This is a genomic window from Chryseobacterium sp. 'Rf worker isolate 10' (assembly GCF_050753305.1).
In the GTDB taxonomy this organism is placed as follows: Bacteria; Bacteroidota; Bacteroidia; order Flavobacteriales; family Weeksellaceae; genus Chryseobacterium.
Genome location: NZ_JBOZOF010000001.1, coordinates 953,119 through 967,796, shown reverse-complemented (window position 1 = coordinate 967,796; position 14,678 = coordinate 953,119). Strand labels below are relative to the sequence as shown.

Annotated in this window: 15 protein-coding genes and 1 riboswitch; of the genes, 10 read left to right on the top strand and 5 right to left on the bottom strand. The window is 34.9% G+C overall.

Annotated elements, in window-relative coordinates; genetic code table 11:
• Positions 1-154: 154 nt before the first annotated feature.
• Positions 155-568: a hypothetical protein gene (locus LKL37_RS04230; RefSeq protein WP_431609352.1), complete on the top strand. Its 414-nt coding sequence runs from the start codon at positions 155-157 to the stop codon at positions 566-568.
• A gap of 154 nt (positions 569-722) precedes the next feature.
• Here LKL37_RS04230 and LKL37_RS04225 read toward each other — a convergent pair whose 3' ends face one another.
• Both LKL37_RS04225 and LKL37_RS04220 read right to left on the bottom strand, forming a co-directional pair.
• Positions 723-1,403, bottom strand: coding sequence for a hypothetical protein (locus LKL37_RS04225; RefSeq protein WP_431609351.1), 681 nt, complete (start codon positions 1,401-1,403; stop codon positions 723-725).
• A 5-nt stretch (positions 1,404-1,408) separates the two neighbouring features.
• Positions 1,409-2,158: a hypothetical protein gene (locus LKL37_RS04220; protein ID WP_431609350.1), complete on the bottom strand. Its 750-nt coding sequence runs from the start codon at positions 2,156-2,158 to the stop codon at positions 1,409-1,411.
• 244 nt (positions 2,159-2,402) lie between these two features.
• Between LKL37_RS04220 and LKL37_RS04215 the strand changes: the two genes are divergently transcribed.
• The 6 genes from LKL37_RS04215 (at position 2,403) to LKL37_RS04190 (ending at position 7,001) form a co-directional block, all read left to right on the top strand.
• Entirely contained in the window at positions 2,403-2,999 is a 597-nt protein-coding gene (locus LKL37_RS04215; RefSeq protein WP_431609349.1) for a Crp/Fnr family transcriptional regulator, read from the top strand.
• Positions 3,000-3,064: 65 nt separating this feature from the next.
• Positions 3,065-3,685, top strand: coding sequence for a hypothetical protein (locus LKL37_RS04210; protein WP_431609348.1), 621 nt, complete (start codon positions 3,065-3,067; stop codon positions 3,683-3,685).
• Positions 3,686-3,698: 13 nt separating this feature from the next.
• Positions 3,699-4,100, top strand: a complete 402-nt coding sequence (locus tag LKL37_RS04205) for a DoxX family protein (RefSeq protein ID WP_431609347.1) — start codon at positions 3,699-3,701, stop codon at positions 4,098-4,100.
• A 139-nt stretch (positions 4,101-4,239) separates the two neighbouring features.
• Positions 4,240-5,151, top strand: a complete 912-nt coding sequence (locus tag LKL37_RS04200; RefSeq protein ID WP_431609346.1) for a PhzF family isomerase — start codon at positions 4,240-4,242, stop codon at positions 5,149-5,151.
• A 76-nt stretch (positions 5,152-5,227) separates the two neighbouring features.
• On the top strand, positions 5,228-5,569 hold the full coding sequence (locus tag LKL37_RS04195; protein WP_431609345.1) for a YciI family protein: 342 nt from the start codon (positions 5,228-5,230) through the stop codon (positions 5,567-5,569).
• 193 nt (positions 5,570-5,762) lie between these two features.
• A complete protein-coding gene (locus LKL37_RS04190) occupies positions 5,763-7,001 on the top strand; it encodes an RNA polymerase sigma factor (RefSeq protein ID WP_431609344.1) in 1,239 nt (412 codons plus the stop codon).
• Positions 7,002-7,048: 47 nt separating this feature from the next.
• Here the strand turns inward: LKL37_RS04190 and LKL37_RS04185 are convergent, their stop codons facing one another.
• On the bottom strand, positions 7,049-7,696 hold the full coding sequence (locus tag LKL37_RS04185) for a DUF1062 domain-containing protein (protein WP_431609343.1): 648 nt from the start codon (positions 7,694-7,696) through the stop codon (positions 7,049-7,051).
• 523 nt (positions 7,697-8,219) lie between these two features.
• On the opposite strand from LKL37_RS04185, the gene LKL37_RS04180 reads away from it, so the two are divergent.
• Positions 8,220-9,635 (top strand): aldehyde dehydrogenase family protein, encoded by a 1,416-nt coding sequence (locus tag LKL37_RS04180; protein WP_431609342.1) that lies wholly within the window; start codon positions 8,220-8,222, stop codon positions 9,633-9,635.
• Between the two features lie 114 nt (positions 9,636-9,749).
• Complete coding sequence (locus LKL37_RS04175) at positions 9,750-10,547, top strand: helix-turn-helix domain-containing protein (RefSeq protein WP_431609341.1); 798 nt, start codon at positions 9,750-9,752, stop codon at positions 10,545-10,547.
• Positions 10,548-10,648: 101 nt separating this feature from the next.
• On the opposite strand, the gene metE is transcribed toward LKL37_RS04175, so the two are convergent.
• Positions 10,649-12,952, bottom strand: coding sequence for a 5-methyltetrahydropteroyltriglutamate--homocysteine S-methyltransferase (metE, locus tag LKL37_RS04170; RefSeq protein WP_431609340.1), 2,304 nt, complete (start codon positions 12,950-12,952; stop codon positions 10,649-10,651).
• Between the two features lie 178 nt (positions 12,953-13,130).
• Positions 13,131-13,316, bottom strand: a riboswitch (cobalamin riboswitch).
• A gap of 195 nt (positions 13,317-13,511) precedes the next feature.
• Here metE and LKL37_RS04165 point away from each other — a divergent pair.
• Positions 13,512-13,973: an Lrp/AsnC family transcriptional regulator gene (locus tag LKL37_RS04165; protein ID WP_079241360.1), complete on the top strand. Its 462-nt coding sequence runs from the start codon at positions 13,512-13,514 to the stop codon at positions 13,971-13,973.
• Positions 13,974-14,054: 81 nt separating this feature from the next.
• On the opposite strand, the gene LKL37_RS04160 is transcribed toward LKL37_RS04165, so the two are convergent.
• The gene (locus tag LKL37_RS04160; RefSeq protein ID WP_431609339.1) at positions 14,055-14,597 is read right to left on the bottom strand and encodes a hypothetical protein; all 543 of its coding nucleotides are present in this window, start codon (positions 14,595-14,597) and stop codon (positions 14,055-14,057) included.
• Positions 14,598-14,678 lie beyond the last annotated feature (81 nt).

Below are 14,678 nucleotides of genomic sequence, written 5' to 3'. Positions count from 1 at the left end.
ATTCGCCTTTGTGTGTACTATTTTAACATATCATTAATTTTTTATAGTAAAAATTTAACCTAATCTTTACTAAAACAAGGCTTAACAAAACAATGCAGGGCATACTATTTGATGTTTATCTGGGACCCTATCATCAACTAAAAATCAAAATATTATGAACGTAGCAGATCTAAAAATCAAGAACTTAGTCGAGTACAAAAATCAGATTTATACCATTACTGAGATCTTTCACAATGTGGAGCAGGATTATTTTGTTAAAATTGAAAATGATATTCAAAGTATTTCCGTTCCGGCAGCCTCCATAAAACCTATTAAAATAACGGAAGAATGGCTTGAAAAACTTGGATTTTCAAGAACGTACAGTTCGGAACAGAGCATCCGATATGAAAGACCGGAATCCTTTATAAAATACGATATAGACCTGAGTTCCAGAAAAATACTGGAAGGTCTGAAAATATACGGGAACGCCATAAAATGCAGGTATATCCATGAGTTTCAGAATATTTTCTCAAGCTTATTCGGAAAAGAAACTGCTTTACATTATGGGTATTTGAAAACAGAATCGTAGTTAAATAGTTCTTAGTTGAGGAAGACCACAATTTAGCCCGTAAATTGTGGTCTTCTTTTTAGAATAAAACATACAAAATCTCTCATCTTTTTCATTTAAAATAAATGAAGTAAAAAATGGCATATGTTATTAGTTTATGATTTAAATGACATTGCTAATTTTCAAACAGATTTTCGTGTTTTTGAATAAAGTAAATTTTTTTGTTTTTATCATTTTCTTTAGAGTTTAAATTATAAATTAAATATGTATCATTTACATACTCTAGCTTGATATTTGGAAATTGCTTTTTAAGTGATTGTATTTTATTGTCATGGGTAATGTTAAATACATTTAGTGGTTTAGAATAAGTTAAAAATATGACCACAACTATTGTTAAAAATAAACCAAATGCCATTGGCAATGCACTGACTGACATTAATTTAATGATATAAATACAGAACATTGTTGCTAAAATTAAAAAAAACGTTTTTAAAACGATATCAGAATAAGAAATTGCGGAAAAATTATAATAATTTTTTAAAAAAATATAGCATATTATTAACAAAGAACCTATACCAAAAAGAATTTTGAGTGAATGGGATTTATACCTCTCAACAAATTTATTAAAATAGAAAACTGTAAACAACATTATAGAAAGCTGAAATAATATTGAAATTCCATCAAGTAAAACTTGACTAGTTGAAAAATAAATTAGCAATGAAGGAGATAATATACTTAATAATAAGAATTGTCTAATACCTCCCAATAATGCAGGGATGATAATTATAAGGGATAAATTTTCTGATAAATATTTAATTATCCGGTTTTCGAAAAGTTGATTTTGAGTACTTGTCATGTTAATTATTTTTTATCCAGTGTTTTCTCTTCTTCAAATAGAGTTTCAAACTTTTGAACATAAAACCTTCTTTTATCAAGTTCATCATCAGGATTTTTGATAAATACTAAATATGTATCGTTATAATAAATTAGTTCAGCTTTTTTTGAAAATTTTTCTCTAACATTTTTTGTCAAATTAGTAACATTCTCCACATTATACTGGAATGGTTTAATCATAACTATATAAAAAACAGCATATAATATAGTCACAGCAGTAATAAGCTTTAATGCTATTTTCATTTTATTTGAAGAGTAAATTTGAGTATTAATCGATGTATCGTAAGAATCTGCAAGAAGTAAAGAAAGTAATATTAAAGAAAGGCTTTTCAGAAAATATGATGTGAAAGTGGATAAATTATAAGTTGTTTCTATTACTCGAAAACCATTAAAATAAAAAAGTATTCCAGAATATAATAATAAAAAAAAGAGCATTAGAATTTTTTTTGCAAGAAAGTTTCTAATGTTTTTTAATACTATTTTATAAAAAAAGATTGCAGTACAAATCATAAATATTACTTGAAAAATTGTTTCTAAACCATCTATTGCAATTTGAGTAAAAGAAAAATATTGTATAAGGGTTGGAGAATAAAATAAAAGTATGATGAATTGTCTTAATCCACCTAATAATGAAGGGACAAAAATAATTAATGAAAAGTTTTCTTTAATAAATTTGAAAATTTCATTTTGCTCGATTTTTTGTATTAATGTATTCACAAGTTATTTAGTTTCAACAAATATATTAATTAGTTAGGGATTTGGAAATATTCGAAATATCTTAATTGTCGGTTACTTTCATTGTTTATTTTTTGAATAGTTTTCTGTTGTGTACTTTACTCCATTAGAAGACTGTATCTTTCAAAACCTATTATCCTTTCCGCTGGTATTCACCCTGCTTTATCACTACAAATTTTTAATATTTGCTTAAATTTGTATCTGTAGGCTATAAGTACAAATTCTCATGACAGATACAATATTTTCACAACTCATAGAACACTTTAAAGAAATCGTATCTTTAGAAGATAAAGATATTAACTGTATCACTTCCAAATTAGAAATCATATCCCTTAAAAAGAAGGAATATCTGCTTCGTGAGGGACAGGTTTCCAGACATATGCGTTTCATTGCAAAGGGAAGTTTGTATGCTTATCATATTGATGAAAAAGGAAAAGAAAATACCACACAATTAGGTATTGAAAACTGGTGGGTGAATGATCTTTACAGCTATCTGAGTGAACTGCCTTCAAGAATGTTTATTCAGGCTAATGAAGATAGTACAATCATACAGGTCAGTAAAAATAACCTGGAATTATTATACAAAGAAGTTCCCGCGATTTCCGAATTCTGGCGTCTGAAAATGCAGTCTGCCTATGTTACTTTACAGGAAAGGACTTTTGAACATTCACGCGTTGATGCCTATACCAAATACAGAACATTTGTCACTACCTACCGCAATATCGAACAGAGGTTTCCTCAATATATGATTGCATCCTACCTTGGAATCACGGTAGAATATCTGAGTTATCTGAGAAAAAAACACCTGTCTGACGTTTCTTAAGATTTCTTAAGTTTATTCCCCTCCAGCCCGAATAATTTTGCTCACAGAAATTTAATGAGTGAAATATGAAGGCAAAAATCATCACACTAACAGCTCTTGCATCAGCTTTTTTGAGTCTGAATGCACAGAAACTTTCTTACACCCCGGATATTGTTTTAGGACACCGCTCCTATACTTATATGCACAATATCAATTATCAGCTGAATGACCGGTTGAAATTGAACAATCTTACCCTATTTGATACCGAATATACCAAAGACAAAGAAAATATATTCTTCATCAGAAATACTCTTGCATATAACCTTACCAAAAGACTGAGCGCCAATGCTGCATTTGGAATGAAAAATCCCGGAGCATTTTTCAGTGTTTATCTTCAATATAAAATTATTCAGCCTTCCTATTCTCTCTCCTATTCTATAGGAACTACTTACCAAAAAGGATTTTCGCTGGAACAGTCTATATCTTTTGAATATACACCATATCTCACGGAAAATCTCAAAGGTTATTTCAGTGTACTGGCTATTGGAAATCTCGATGACAAAGGGTATCCAAGAGGACTACAGTTTATCAGGCTGGGGGTAAAACAAGATAAAATAATGTACGGAATGGCTTACAATTTCGACCAGTTTAATAACGGAAAAAAGACCCTGAAAAACATCGGGGTATTTGTAAAATATAACTTTTAAATAATTATAAGAAATGAAAAAGAACATTGATTTAGGAATGCTTATCACAAGAATAGCAATCGGGTTTCCAATGTCAGTTTATGGAATAAGCAAATTGATCCATGGAGTTGGTTTTATTAAAGATATGATGACGATGCACAGTTTACCATCATTCTTTGCGTATGGAGTTTTTGCAGGGGAAATTATAGCTCCCGTTATGCTGATGATAGGATTTCGGGCACGTCTGGCAGGACTTATTTTTTCTGTCAATTGCTTTACTGCCACTATTCTTGCACAAACAGCCAATATTTTCAAACTTAATGAATTTGGAGGCTGGGCTTTGGAACTCCTTGTGATTTATATGCTTGTAAGCCTAAGTTTTTTCTTTACAGGAGCCGGAAAGTATGCTGTTTCTATCCGGAATAAGTGGGATTAAAACAACTCACAAACCTTTCTATTTCTATTAAATAAACCAGCATCTCAGGATTTTGGTTTATTTTTTATCAAATGACAATAAAACAGACTCCAGATCCCCGGTTTCATTCCGTATTTTTACAATAAACTTAATCACTCATATGAAAGAAGTAATCGTCTATCAAATAGATTCTTTTACAAAAGAAAAATTCAAGGGAAATCCCGCAGGAGTAGTATTAAATGCTGAACATATGACGTCTGAAGAAATGCAGCTGATTGCCAGGGAACTTAACAATTCTGAAACAGCATTTGTCTTCAGGCCTGAGACCCAGGAAAAAAACTTTGATTATCACGTCCGGTATTTCACTCCTACCACAGAAGTTCCTTCCTGCGGACACGCCACTATTGCTGCACTTTATGCAAGAGCTCAGGAGGATCAATTGGATTCCTGTACTATTAAAATCAATACCCAAATCGGAATATTGCCCATTTATATTGAGAAGAAGAATAACGATTATCTCATCACTATGACACAGGGAAGCTTTGAGCTAAGTCCTGCATTTGATACTCCAATCATTCAAAAAATTGTGCTGGCTCTGGGACTAACAATGGATGACCTTGATGAAAAATGTCCGGTGCAAATAGCTTCTACAGGTCATTCTAAAGTAATGATTGGCATCAAAAGCAATACAGTTTTAAATAATCTGGATCCTGATCTTATCGCTTTATCAAAGCTGAGTAAAGAAATTGGCTGTAACGGGTATTTTGTATTTACTTTCGATACGGGCGAAAAAAATATTTTAACCAATGGAAGAATGTTTGCTCCTGCCATTGGTATTTCTGAAGATCCGGTAACCGGAAATGCTAACGGCCCTTTAGGCGGGTATATTATTCAAAATAAAATCAAAGACATAACTGACGGGATTTTTGAATTTACAGGAAAACAGGGCGAAGCTCTCAACAGGATTGGAAAAGTAGAGGTAAAAGTTAACGTCAAAAGCAATCAACCCAATATAATCAGTATTACCGGAAATGCCGTATGTGTTTTCAGAACAACCATGAATCTGGAATAATTCTGACATTTATAAAAAAACAGTCCCCATTGGAGAAAGTCAGTCGTCATTAAGATGAATCAAAAAATTGAATACAATGAAAGAATTCTTATTAGTCTTCCGTGCAGATTACAAATCTATGCCTAAGACATCGCCTGAACAAATGCAGGCTAACACTCAGAAATGGATGAACTGGATTGCCGGAATTGCTGCTCAGAATAAACTGGCAGACAGAGGTAACCGTTTGGAAGCTGCAGGACAGGTTTTAAAACCTGACGGAATCATTTCAGACGGACCTTATACTGAAATTAAAGAATCCATTATGGGATACACCATTATCAATGCGGAATCTATTGAAGAAGCTACGGCTTTATGCAAAGAATGTCCTATCCTTTTATCGGGAGGAAACGTAGAAGTGAGAGAGATCAGTAGGTTATAAAAAGTATTGAAAAAACGAAAAAAATTCATCTGCGTAATCTGTATTTTCTGTGAGAGATACAATATAAATTCCCCGTGCAGAAAATACAGATGGCGCAGATTTTTGAAAAAAAAAGATCTCCAACATTCCGATCAAACGTTTTTGCATTTCCAAAACAAATATAACTCCCTTTGATACAGCCTTTTCATCAATCATGGCAAATCCGAATGAAATAACTCCGCATTTATTCAGAACCGAATACAGCAAAATTGTTGCAGTACTTTGCAAAAGTTTTGATATTAAACATATCGAAATTGCAGAGGATATTGCCAGTGAAACCTTTCTGAAAGCCTCAGAATATTGGGCAGTGAATGGACTTCCCGACAATCCTGCAGCCTGGCTTTACACAGTGGCTAAGAATAAAACAAAAGATTACTTTAAACACCTTTCCATTATTGAAAAAAATAAACAGGAAGAAGTAAAAACGGCAGAGAAAGAGTATCAGACCATAGACTTCGATACCAAAAACATCTCTGACAGCCAGTTGGAAATGATTTTTGCTACCTGTAATCCTGTCAATTCTCAGGAAACACAAATATGCCTGGCTCTGCAGATTCTCTGTGGGTTCAGTATAGAAGAAATCGCCAATGCTTTTCTCTCCAAAACAGAGACTATAAAAAAACGTTTGCAACGAGGTAGAGAAGTTCTCAGAACACATGATTTTAAAATAGATTCTTTAAGTGAGCAGGATATTCACCAGCGTTTGGAAACAGTACTCACTACTTTATATTTACTGTTTAATGAAGGCTATTTTTCCAGAACGAATACTCTTTTAATCCGTAAAGATCTTTGCCTGGAAGCGATAAGACTCACCCTTATTCTTACGGATAATCAACTTACCAATACTCCCCAAACCAATGCATTGCTCGCTTTGATGTGTTTTCAGAGCTCAAGACTTGATGCCAGAACGAGTGCTGAAGGAGAATCTATTCTTTTTGATGAACAGGACGAATCGCTATGGGATAAAGCCTTAATTGAAAAGGGCTGCTATTATCTGATAGAAGCCTGCAACACCAACAGTAATTCCGTTTCAAAATATCATCTGGAAGCAGGAATTGCGTATTGGCACACCTCATCAACCGGTAAGGACAAATGGCAGCATATTTTAAACCTGTACAATCAGCTTGTTATTATTGAATATTCTCCTGTTACCGCTTTAAACAGGGCTTTTGCTTTTTCCAAAGTCTATGGACATCAAAAAGCACTCGTTGAAACAGAAAAACTCAACCTCATCAGCAATGAATATTATCATGGCTTGCTGGGATATTTATATTCTGAGCTCAATATTGACAAGGCTGTTTATCATTTTGAGGAAGCCATCCGTCTGACCAAATCAAAGCCGGAAAAACAAACTTTGCAGAAACAAATCAATCTTTTGAAACAGTTAAAATAAAATTAAGTAAAAGCCTCCCGATCAATGATCAGAAGGCTTTTTTATTATCACTCATCATCTGCAGTATTGAGAAATACCTCCTCTTTTCCGATAAGATAAATATTGATCAGCTCCTGTCTGTTGACGTCAACAATATCCCCATTCCTGAACTTATATTTCTTTTGAAGAGGTTTCTCATTGAAATAAACCGCACCTGAAGCAAGCAATAGGTTCAATTTAGACAATGAAAGGCCTAAACATGTTCGGATTACCGTTGAGATTCTCATATTAAAATCAAAAGGACACTGTATTTGAAATGAAATCATATCGCTTTCCCTATTAATAAGACTTTCTACCGTAAGGTTTTGAAATGAAATTTCATATTCTACACTTTCCCAATCGGCTTCTGCATTATTTTTCCTGATAGCTTCCTGTGAGAAAGCATACTGCCAGGCAATTTCCATATTATTTTCTGAAAACTTGTTGAATATTTCTTTACTGATGGATTCTGTTCTGATTCTTGAAAACACCATCATATTATAGGTGTTGTTACATTTTACACATCGGTAAATTAACCATATATCAATATTCTTTTTCTGAGCATTCAGTCTGAATTTATCACTGCATTGAAATCTGTCGCTGTTACAATGATTGCATTTCTTTTTGAGTAAGGGAGTATTTTTCGCTTTTACCTCCCAAATATGCTGGGTATTCATTACTTATAATCGTGCTTAATATTCTTTGTTGGATTTTTTCCATACTATTTACGCACTACAAGGTGGTTACCCCTATCCGGATTATAGCTCAAAGATGATCTCTTAAGCCATAATTGCTGTATATTTCAATTTTTGATCAATCGCAATTGTCAGATCCAAAATAGCAGATAGAGTCACCTTTAACAGGCAATACGATAAATAATATGATGAAATAAAAACCTGTTCGGGCAGAATTACCCAAACGAAAGAACGATCAGCCTGTGGTTACGGAGACTGATACTAAGCCAAAATAAGTTTAAGAGTTGTTCTCAAAATGAGTTATTTACTTGGTTATGATAAAAATAGTCAATTTTATGAAAGAACTGTACATTTTTTCATTTTAAATCAAAAAGGAAAATACTCCGTTTATTTTTTCCTTACAATTTCATCAGGAAAATGAACCATACAACAAACAAAAATTGAGCTTTACAACAAACTTATCTTTTCTGTTTCTGCCGAAATTTGTAGTATTAAAATCATCAAAATGATACAGATTAATAAAATTTACGTAAACGGAGAATTCGTTACCCCAAAAGGTACAGACACTTTTGATCTCATAAACCCTGCTACCAATGAGAAAACCGGAGAAGTAGTTCTGGGAAATGAAGAAGATACCCGAATGGCGATTGCTGCCGCGAAGAAAACCTTTAAAACATTTTCAAAAACAACAAAAGAAGAGCGAATCAGTCTTCTTAAAAAGCTTCATGAAGCAGTAAGCAAAAGAGAAGATGAATTGGTTTCTGCCATGGTGAATGAATACGGAGGAACATTGCAATTCTGCAGAATGAGTGTTCAAAATGCAATTTCCGCCTTTACAACCACCATCAACACCTTAGAATCTTATGACTTCGAAAGAACAGTCGGACATTCTAAAGTACGTTTTGAATCTTTAGGCGTAGTAGGAATTATTACTCCATGGAATGCCAGCAACAGTTTCATCTGTAATAAGCTTGCCACTGCTATTGCTGCCGGATGTACAGCCGTTATCAAACCAAGTGAAATGAGTGCCGTGCAAACTCAGCTGCTCACGGAATGTTTTCATGAAGCAGGTTTACCAGAAGGAGTATTCAATATTGTAAACGGATTGGGAAATGTAGTTGGGGCTGAAATTACACAGCATCCGGATATCGCAAAAATATCTTTCACAGGATCTACAATAACTGGAAAAGCGATTGCAAAAGGAGCTGTAGACACGATGAAAAGAGTAACCTTAGAACTTGGCGGAAAGTCTCCTAATATTATCCTTGAAGATGCCAATCTTGATCAAGCAATTCCTATGGCGGTTTTCGGAGCTTATATGAATAATGGACAGGCATGTATTGCTCCTACCCGTCTGCTTGTTCCTCAAAACAGATTGGATGAAGTGAATGAGCTGGCTAAAAAAGCCGCTGAACAGGTAAAAGTAGGAAATCCTAATGAAGAAGATACTCTTGTAGGACCTATGGTAAGTGCAAAACAGTTTGAAAGAGTACAAAGTTATATCCGACTGGGACAAGAAGAAGGAGCCGTTCTGCTTGCAGGTGGTGAAGGAAAACCGGAAGGTCTTGAAAGCGGTAATTTTGTAAAGGCAACCATCTTTACCAATGTTCGCAATGATATGCGCATTGCTCAGGAGGAAATTTTCGGGCCTGTGCTTTCTATCATTCCTTATGCCAATGAAGAAGAAGCAATTTCTATTGCTAATGACACAACTTACGGTCTGGCAGCCTATATCAGCTCTGCCGATAAAGAACATGCAGAACGTGTAGCTGCACAGATTGATGCCGGAAGAATCTGTATTAATGGATTTGCGCATGATCCTTATGCTCCTTTTGGTGGATTTAAACAAAGTGGTATCGGACGTGAGTTTGGTACATTCGGGTTGGAAGCCTATCTGGAGCCCAAAGCCATCCTTGCCTAATATTATATTCCTCAAAGTCCATGAATATTGGGCTTTGGGGAATTTAAATATATAATCATAAAAAAAGTTTTGTAAGTTTGAATAAGAATCTATCAAGAAATACCCGTCTGAAAGATGAGCGACAATAAAATTCCTTTCCCTATTAATTACTCCTGTTACTTCTCAGAATTCAGAGAAGGAGAACAGTTTGCCCAGATACATAGCCTTGGGCTGGTTCTTTCCGGAGAGATGGAACTGAACGACGGTATTACGAAAACGATATTCAAAGAAGGCGAACTCTATTCCGCAAGGAAAAACAGCTTATTGAAATTTGCAAAATATCCTCCTAAAAATGGTGAAATAAGAACCGTATCCATCTATTTTGATGATGCAATGCTTCATGATTTCAGCCGTGAATACGGGTATCAGGCAGAAAAGAAAGATCATGTTCCCGCCTATATAAAACCAGAGCAAAAAGCATTGACTTCTTTCATGTATTCATTATTAGCCTATGAAGATCTTTCTGCTTCTGAAGAGATACTGCGTCTCAAACAAAAAGAAGCTTTACTGCTACTGCTGAACTATGATCCGGGTCTTAAGGATATTTTATTTGATTTTTCTGAGCCTTTTAAAATAGATATTGAAGCTTTTATGAATAAGAATTTTCATTTCAACGTTAATGTTGAGCGTTTCGCTTATTTAACGGGAAGAAGTTTGTCTGCATTTAAAAGAGATTTTCAAAAGATCTTTGGTATACCGCCAAGACAGTGGCTCCAGCTTCGAAGGCTGAAAGAAGCTCATTTTCTGCTTACTCAAAAAGGAAGATCCGTTTCTGACATTTATCTGGATCTGGGATTTGAAAATTTATCCCATTTCTCCTTTGCATTTAAAAAACAGTTTGGTTATCCTCCAAGCACATTGCAGGCAAAATAATTCAATATTTCATCAATGTTTTAAAGGATTACCATAATAAATCGTGCCATGAATATCATGGCACGATCCGGGTGATTGTATCTAATTATTTCTAAAGTTTTCTAAAGTGCATATTCTACGGAAGCTTCTTTAGCAGCTGCTACCATTGCTATTAAAGCTTTTTCGGTTTCATCCCAGTGTCTTGTTTTCAGTCCGCAGTCTGGGTTTACCCAAAGTTGATTGGCAGGAATCACATTCTGGGCCTTTCTCAGCAGTTCGATCATTTCTTCTTTTGACGGAACTCTTGGTGAGTGAATGTCATATACTCCGGGACCAATTTCATTTGGATATTTAAAATCGGCAAAAGCATTCAGCAGTTCCATCTGAGAGCGGGAGCATTCTATGGTAATCACGTCCGCATCCATGTCAGCAATGTTTTCAATAATATCATTGAATTCTGAATAACACATATGCGTATGGATTTGGGTCGCATCTTCTACTCCACTTGCTGAAATTCTAAAGGCTTCTACAGCCCATTTCAGATAATTCTGCCAGTCTGTTTTTCTTAACGGAAGTCCTTCTCTGATAGCAGGTTCGTCAATCTGAATAATCCTGATCCCAGCTTTTTCCAGATCCACAACTTCATCACGGATCGCCAAAGCAATTTGTTTACACGTTTCGGAACGAGGCTGATCATCACGTACAAAAGACCACTGTAAGATGGTAACCGGACCTGTAAGCATTCCTTTTACCCATTTTTCAGTCTGGGATTGTGCATATTGAGACCAGTAAACTGTCATAGGAGTCGGGCGGGAAACATCACCAAAGATTACAGGAGGTTTTACACAACGGCTTCCGTAGCTTTGTACCCATCCGTTTTTGGTGAATACAAATCCTTCCAGCTGTTCTCCGAAGTATTCTACCATGTCGTTACGCTCAAATTCCCCGTGAACCAGTACATCTATACCGATTTCTTCCTGCCAGCGGATTGTTCTCTGAGTTTCTTCTTTCAGTAAAGTATCATATTGCTCTGCCGTAAGCTCTCCTTTTTTGAATTGGGCTCTCCAGCTTCTTACCTCTATTGTCTGCGGGAATGATCCGATGGTGGTAGTTGGGAATAAAGGAAGCTGCAATACTTCCTGCTGTTCTTCTTTTCGGATTTTGAAGGTATTTATTCTCTGAGCATCCTTTTCAGTAACAGCATTGGCTCTTTGTTTCACCTGATCATTATGAATAAGAGAAGAAGTTCTTCTGTTCTCAATAGCTCTTTTATTTTCTTCGAATGCTTCAAGAACCTGTTCATTTTCTGTTCCTGTTGCCAGTTCTTTAAGGGTTACCACTTCCGCTACTTTTTGTTTGGCAAAAGCCAGCCAGTTTTTGATTTCAGGATTAAGACTAGTTTCAAAATCCAGATCACACGGTGAATGAAGCAATGAACATGATGGTGCAATGAAAATTCTTTCAGATCCTAATTTCTCAACTGCTTTTCTGATGAAAGACAGCGATTTTTCATAATCATTTTTCCAGATATTTCTGCCGTCAATTACCCCTAATGAAAGACTTAAGCTTTCCGGGATAACATTCAGGATATCATCCAGCTGTTCAGGATTTCTAACCAAGTCAATATGTAGTGTGTTCACCGGAAGTGAAGTGGCAAGCGATGTATTATCTTTTAATCCGTCAAAATAAGTAGCAACGATAAATTTCAGTTTTGGGAAACGTTTTCTTATTTCAGCATATACAGAAAGATAGATTTCTTTTGCTTTCTCTGTTAAATCCAATGCCAGAAAAGGTTCATCAAACTGAATCCATTCAGCACCCTGCTCCTGAAGTTTGGTTAAAATTTCTATGTACACAGGAAGAAGATTTCCGGCAAGATCTAACTTATCAAATCCTTCTTCTTTTTCTTTTCCTAATAGCAGATAAGTAACCAGACCGATAATAACAGGTTTAGCATTGATCCCAGCCTGCTTTGCTCCGGCAAATTCATTGAAAATTTTGTCTGAGCTTAGTTTAAATTGTTGGTTTTTATAAAATTCCGGAACGATATAGTGATAGTTGGTATCGAACCATTTGGTCATTTCCATTGCTGTGATATCCAGTCCATCTTTCTGATATCCTCTTGCCATGGCAAAGTAAAGATCCAGCTCAGAATTGTTTTTTTTAAGCACTACTTCATGATAACGAGTCGGGATTGCTCCTACCACAAGGCTCATATCCAATACCTGATCATAATAGGAAAAATCATTACACGGGATAAGGTCTATTCCTGCTTCCTTCTGGATATTCCAGTTTTGATTACAGATATTTCTACCTGTGTTCAGAAGTTCTTCCAAAAGGATTTTACCTGACCAATACTGCTCGCAGGCTTTTTTGAGTTCTCTTTTGCTACCAATACGCGGATAGCCCAGAATGTGAGTTTGCATTTTTTTAAACTTTTTAATTAAACTTAATATTAAAGCCCTTTAAAATGCTTCTGCATGTTTTAACGGATAAAAATTTCAGGAAATAATGACATAGCGAACAATGCAGTTTCCCTTTGAGAGAAAATACATGAATCCGATATATCATCTGTATGACCCAAAAGCTTCAGACCGCGAAAGCATTGTCAATTCAGTAAAGGCAGGTCTCCTGACTTGTAACAGTTTCCGTCATCCTTCCCGCTTTTGGCAGTGGATCTGCAAGGACAGAAACCTTTGATGTGTTACTTACAGTTGCGCGACAGCTCGTGATTTTCACACGATTCCCTATTAATCTACCTTAAGTAAAACCTTTCCTGTTTGATGAAGTATCTATAAAGAACTGTACTTTTACCTTTAACAATTGCTTTGAGTAAAAGTTTTTAATTTTGTGTAAAATTAACAATACAGAATAAAGATACAATTAAAAAGAAATAATTAAGCAAATTAAACTTTTGAAAACAAAAATAAAAGAATATAATTCTTTACATTTGACTGTTTTAATTATTTAAAAGAATAATATTCTGTGGAACAACTCGATGATAAGGACTTACAGCTGCTCAGGCTGCTCCAGAAAAATGCAAAACTGACCGTTAAAGAATTGGCAAAGGAAGTGAACCTCTCTACTTCACCTGTTTTTGAAAGGGTGAAAAGACTGGAACAGGACGGATTTGTTAAAAGATATGCCGCAGTTCTTGATGCTGAAAAACTGAACCGGGGATTTACGGTTTTCTGCCAGATTAAACTGAAAATTCACGACAGATCTGTGGGTTATGATTTTGTAAAAGAAATTTTAGAAATTGAAGAAGTTGCTGAATGTTACAATATTTCCGGTGATTTTGATTTTCTTCTGAAAGTTCAGGTAAGAGATATGAAACATTACCAGGATTTTGTTTTCAATAAGCTTGGATCCGTAGATTCAATCGGGAGTACACACAGTACTTTTGTGATGGCTGAAGTGAAAAATAATCATGGATTAACGATATAGCTTTTTAAAGCTGATCCATTTATACTAAAAAATCCGCCAAATATTGGCGGATTTTTTAATATTTTGAAGTTTTTCCAGCAATTAATTGGCAGCCGGATCAACAAGTTCTGTAGTTAAGCCGAGTGATTTCAACAGGTTTTTACTATCAAAAAGCAAAGTCGCATAATGTTTCCCTTTCTTAAAAACCAGCTTTGAGCCTCCTGGAAACTCACTGCCTGAAGCTAATTTCTGTGTTTTTGCATTGTATTTACTGAACTTGGTTTTACTATCCTGCAATGTACTTTTATTCAGGATAAGGCCAAAAGGCAATCCCTCTACCACTAAAGGTTTATTGTCTGAAGTTGAAAAAAACATCTCATTAACAGCATTGTCTTTCTCCAAACTGCAATAAAGCTCCAATCCTGTTTTTGTAGGCCATTTCGCATATTTTTCTTCATTGGCATCTTCATAAAAAACGGTTTTCACATTCAGTGCTTTTGAGATCTTATCAGTAGTCTGCGGGAAAACAAATTCTGAGTTTTTATCTAATAAGGAATTTAAAGTGGCTGTTTTCTGTGAAAATATGGTTGAGCTTACTACCAGAAAAAAAATAGTTACCATAAAAGTAAATCGTTTCGTCTGCATGGCAAATTGTATAATTTTAATGATTTGATGGCTAAAGGTATTAAAATTATACAATTTGCCAATATAATTTTATGACGGAAT

Excerpts from the sequence above, each read along its gene's own strand:
- LKL37_RS04230 (WP_431609352.1), top strand. The coding sequence starts at position 155 with ATGAACGTAGCAGATCTAAAAATCAAGAACTTAGTCGAGTACAAAAAT.
- LKL37_RS04225 (WP_431609351.1), bottom strand. The coding sequence starts at position 1,403 with ATGACAAGTACTCAAAATCAACTTTTCGAAAACCGGATAATTAAATAT.
- LKL37_RS04215 (WP_431609349.1), top strand. The coding sequence starts at position 2,403 with ATGACAGATACAATATTTTCACAACTCATAGAACACTTTAAAGAAATC.
- LKL37_RS04210 (WP_431609348.1), top strand. The coding sequence starts at position 3,065 with ATGAAGGCAAAAATCATCACACTAACAGCTCTTGCATCAGCTTTTTTG.
- LKL37_RS04205 (WP_431609347.1), top strand. The coding sequence starts at position 3,699 with ATGAAAAAGAACATTGATTTAGGAATGCTTATCACAAGAATAGCAATC.
- LKL37_RS04200 (WP_431609346.1), top strand. The coding sequence starts at position 4,240 with ATGAAAGAAGTAATCGTCTATCAAATAGATTCTTTTACAAAAGAAAAA.
- LKL37_RS04195 (WP_431609345.1), top strand. The coding sequence starts at position 5,228 with ATGAAAGAATTCTTATTAGTCTTCCGTGCAGATTACAAATCTATGCCT.
- LKL37_RS04190 (WP_431609344.1), top strand. The coding sequence starts at position 5,763 with ATGGCAAATCCGAATGAAATAACTCCGCATTTATTCAGAACCGAATAC.
- LKL37_RS04185 (WP_431609343.1), bottom strand. The coding sequence starts at position 7,696 with ATGAATACCCAGCATATTTGGGAGGTAAAAGCGAAAAATACTCCCTTA.
- LKL37_RS04180 (WP_431609342.1), top strand. The coding sequence starts at position 8,220 with ATGATACAGATTAATAAAATTTACGTAAACGGAGAATTCGTTACCCCA.
- LKL37_RS04175 (WP_431609341.1), top strand. The coding sequence starts at position 9,750 with ATGAGCGACAATAAAATTCCTTTCCCTATTAATTACTCCTGTTACTTC.
- metE (WP_431609340.1), bottom strand. The coding sequence starts at position 12,952 with ATGCAAACTCACATTCTGGGCTATCCGCGTATTGGTAGCAAAAGAGAA.
- LKL37_RS04160 (WP_431609339.1), bottom strand. The coding sequence starts at position 14,597 with ATGCAGACGAAACGATTTACTTTTATGGTAACTATTTTTTTTCTGGTA.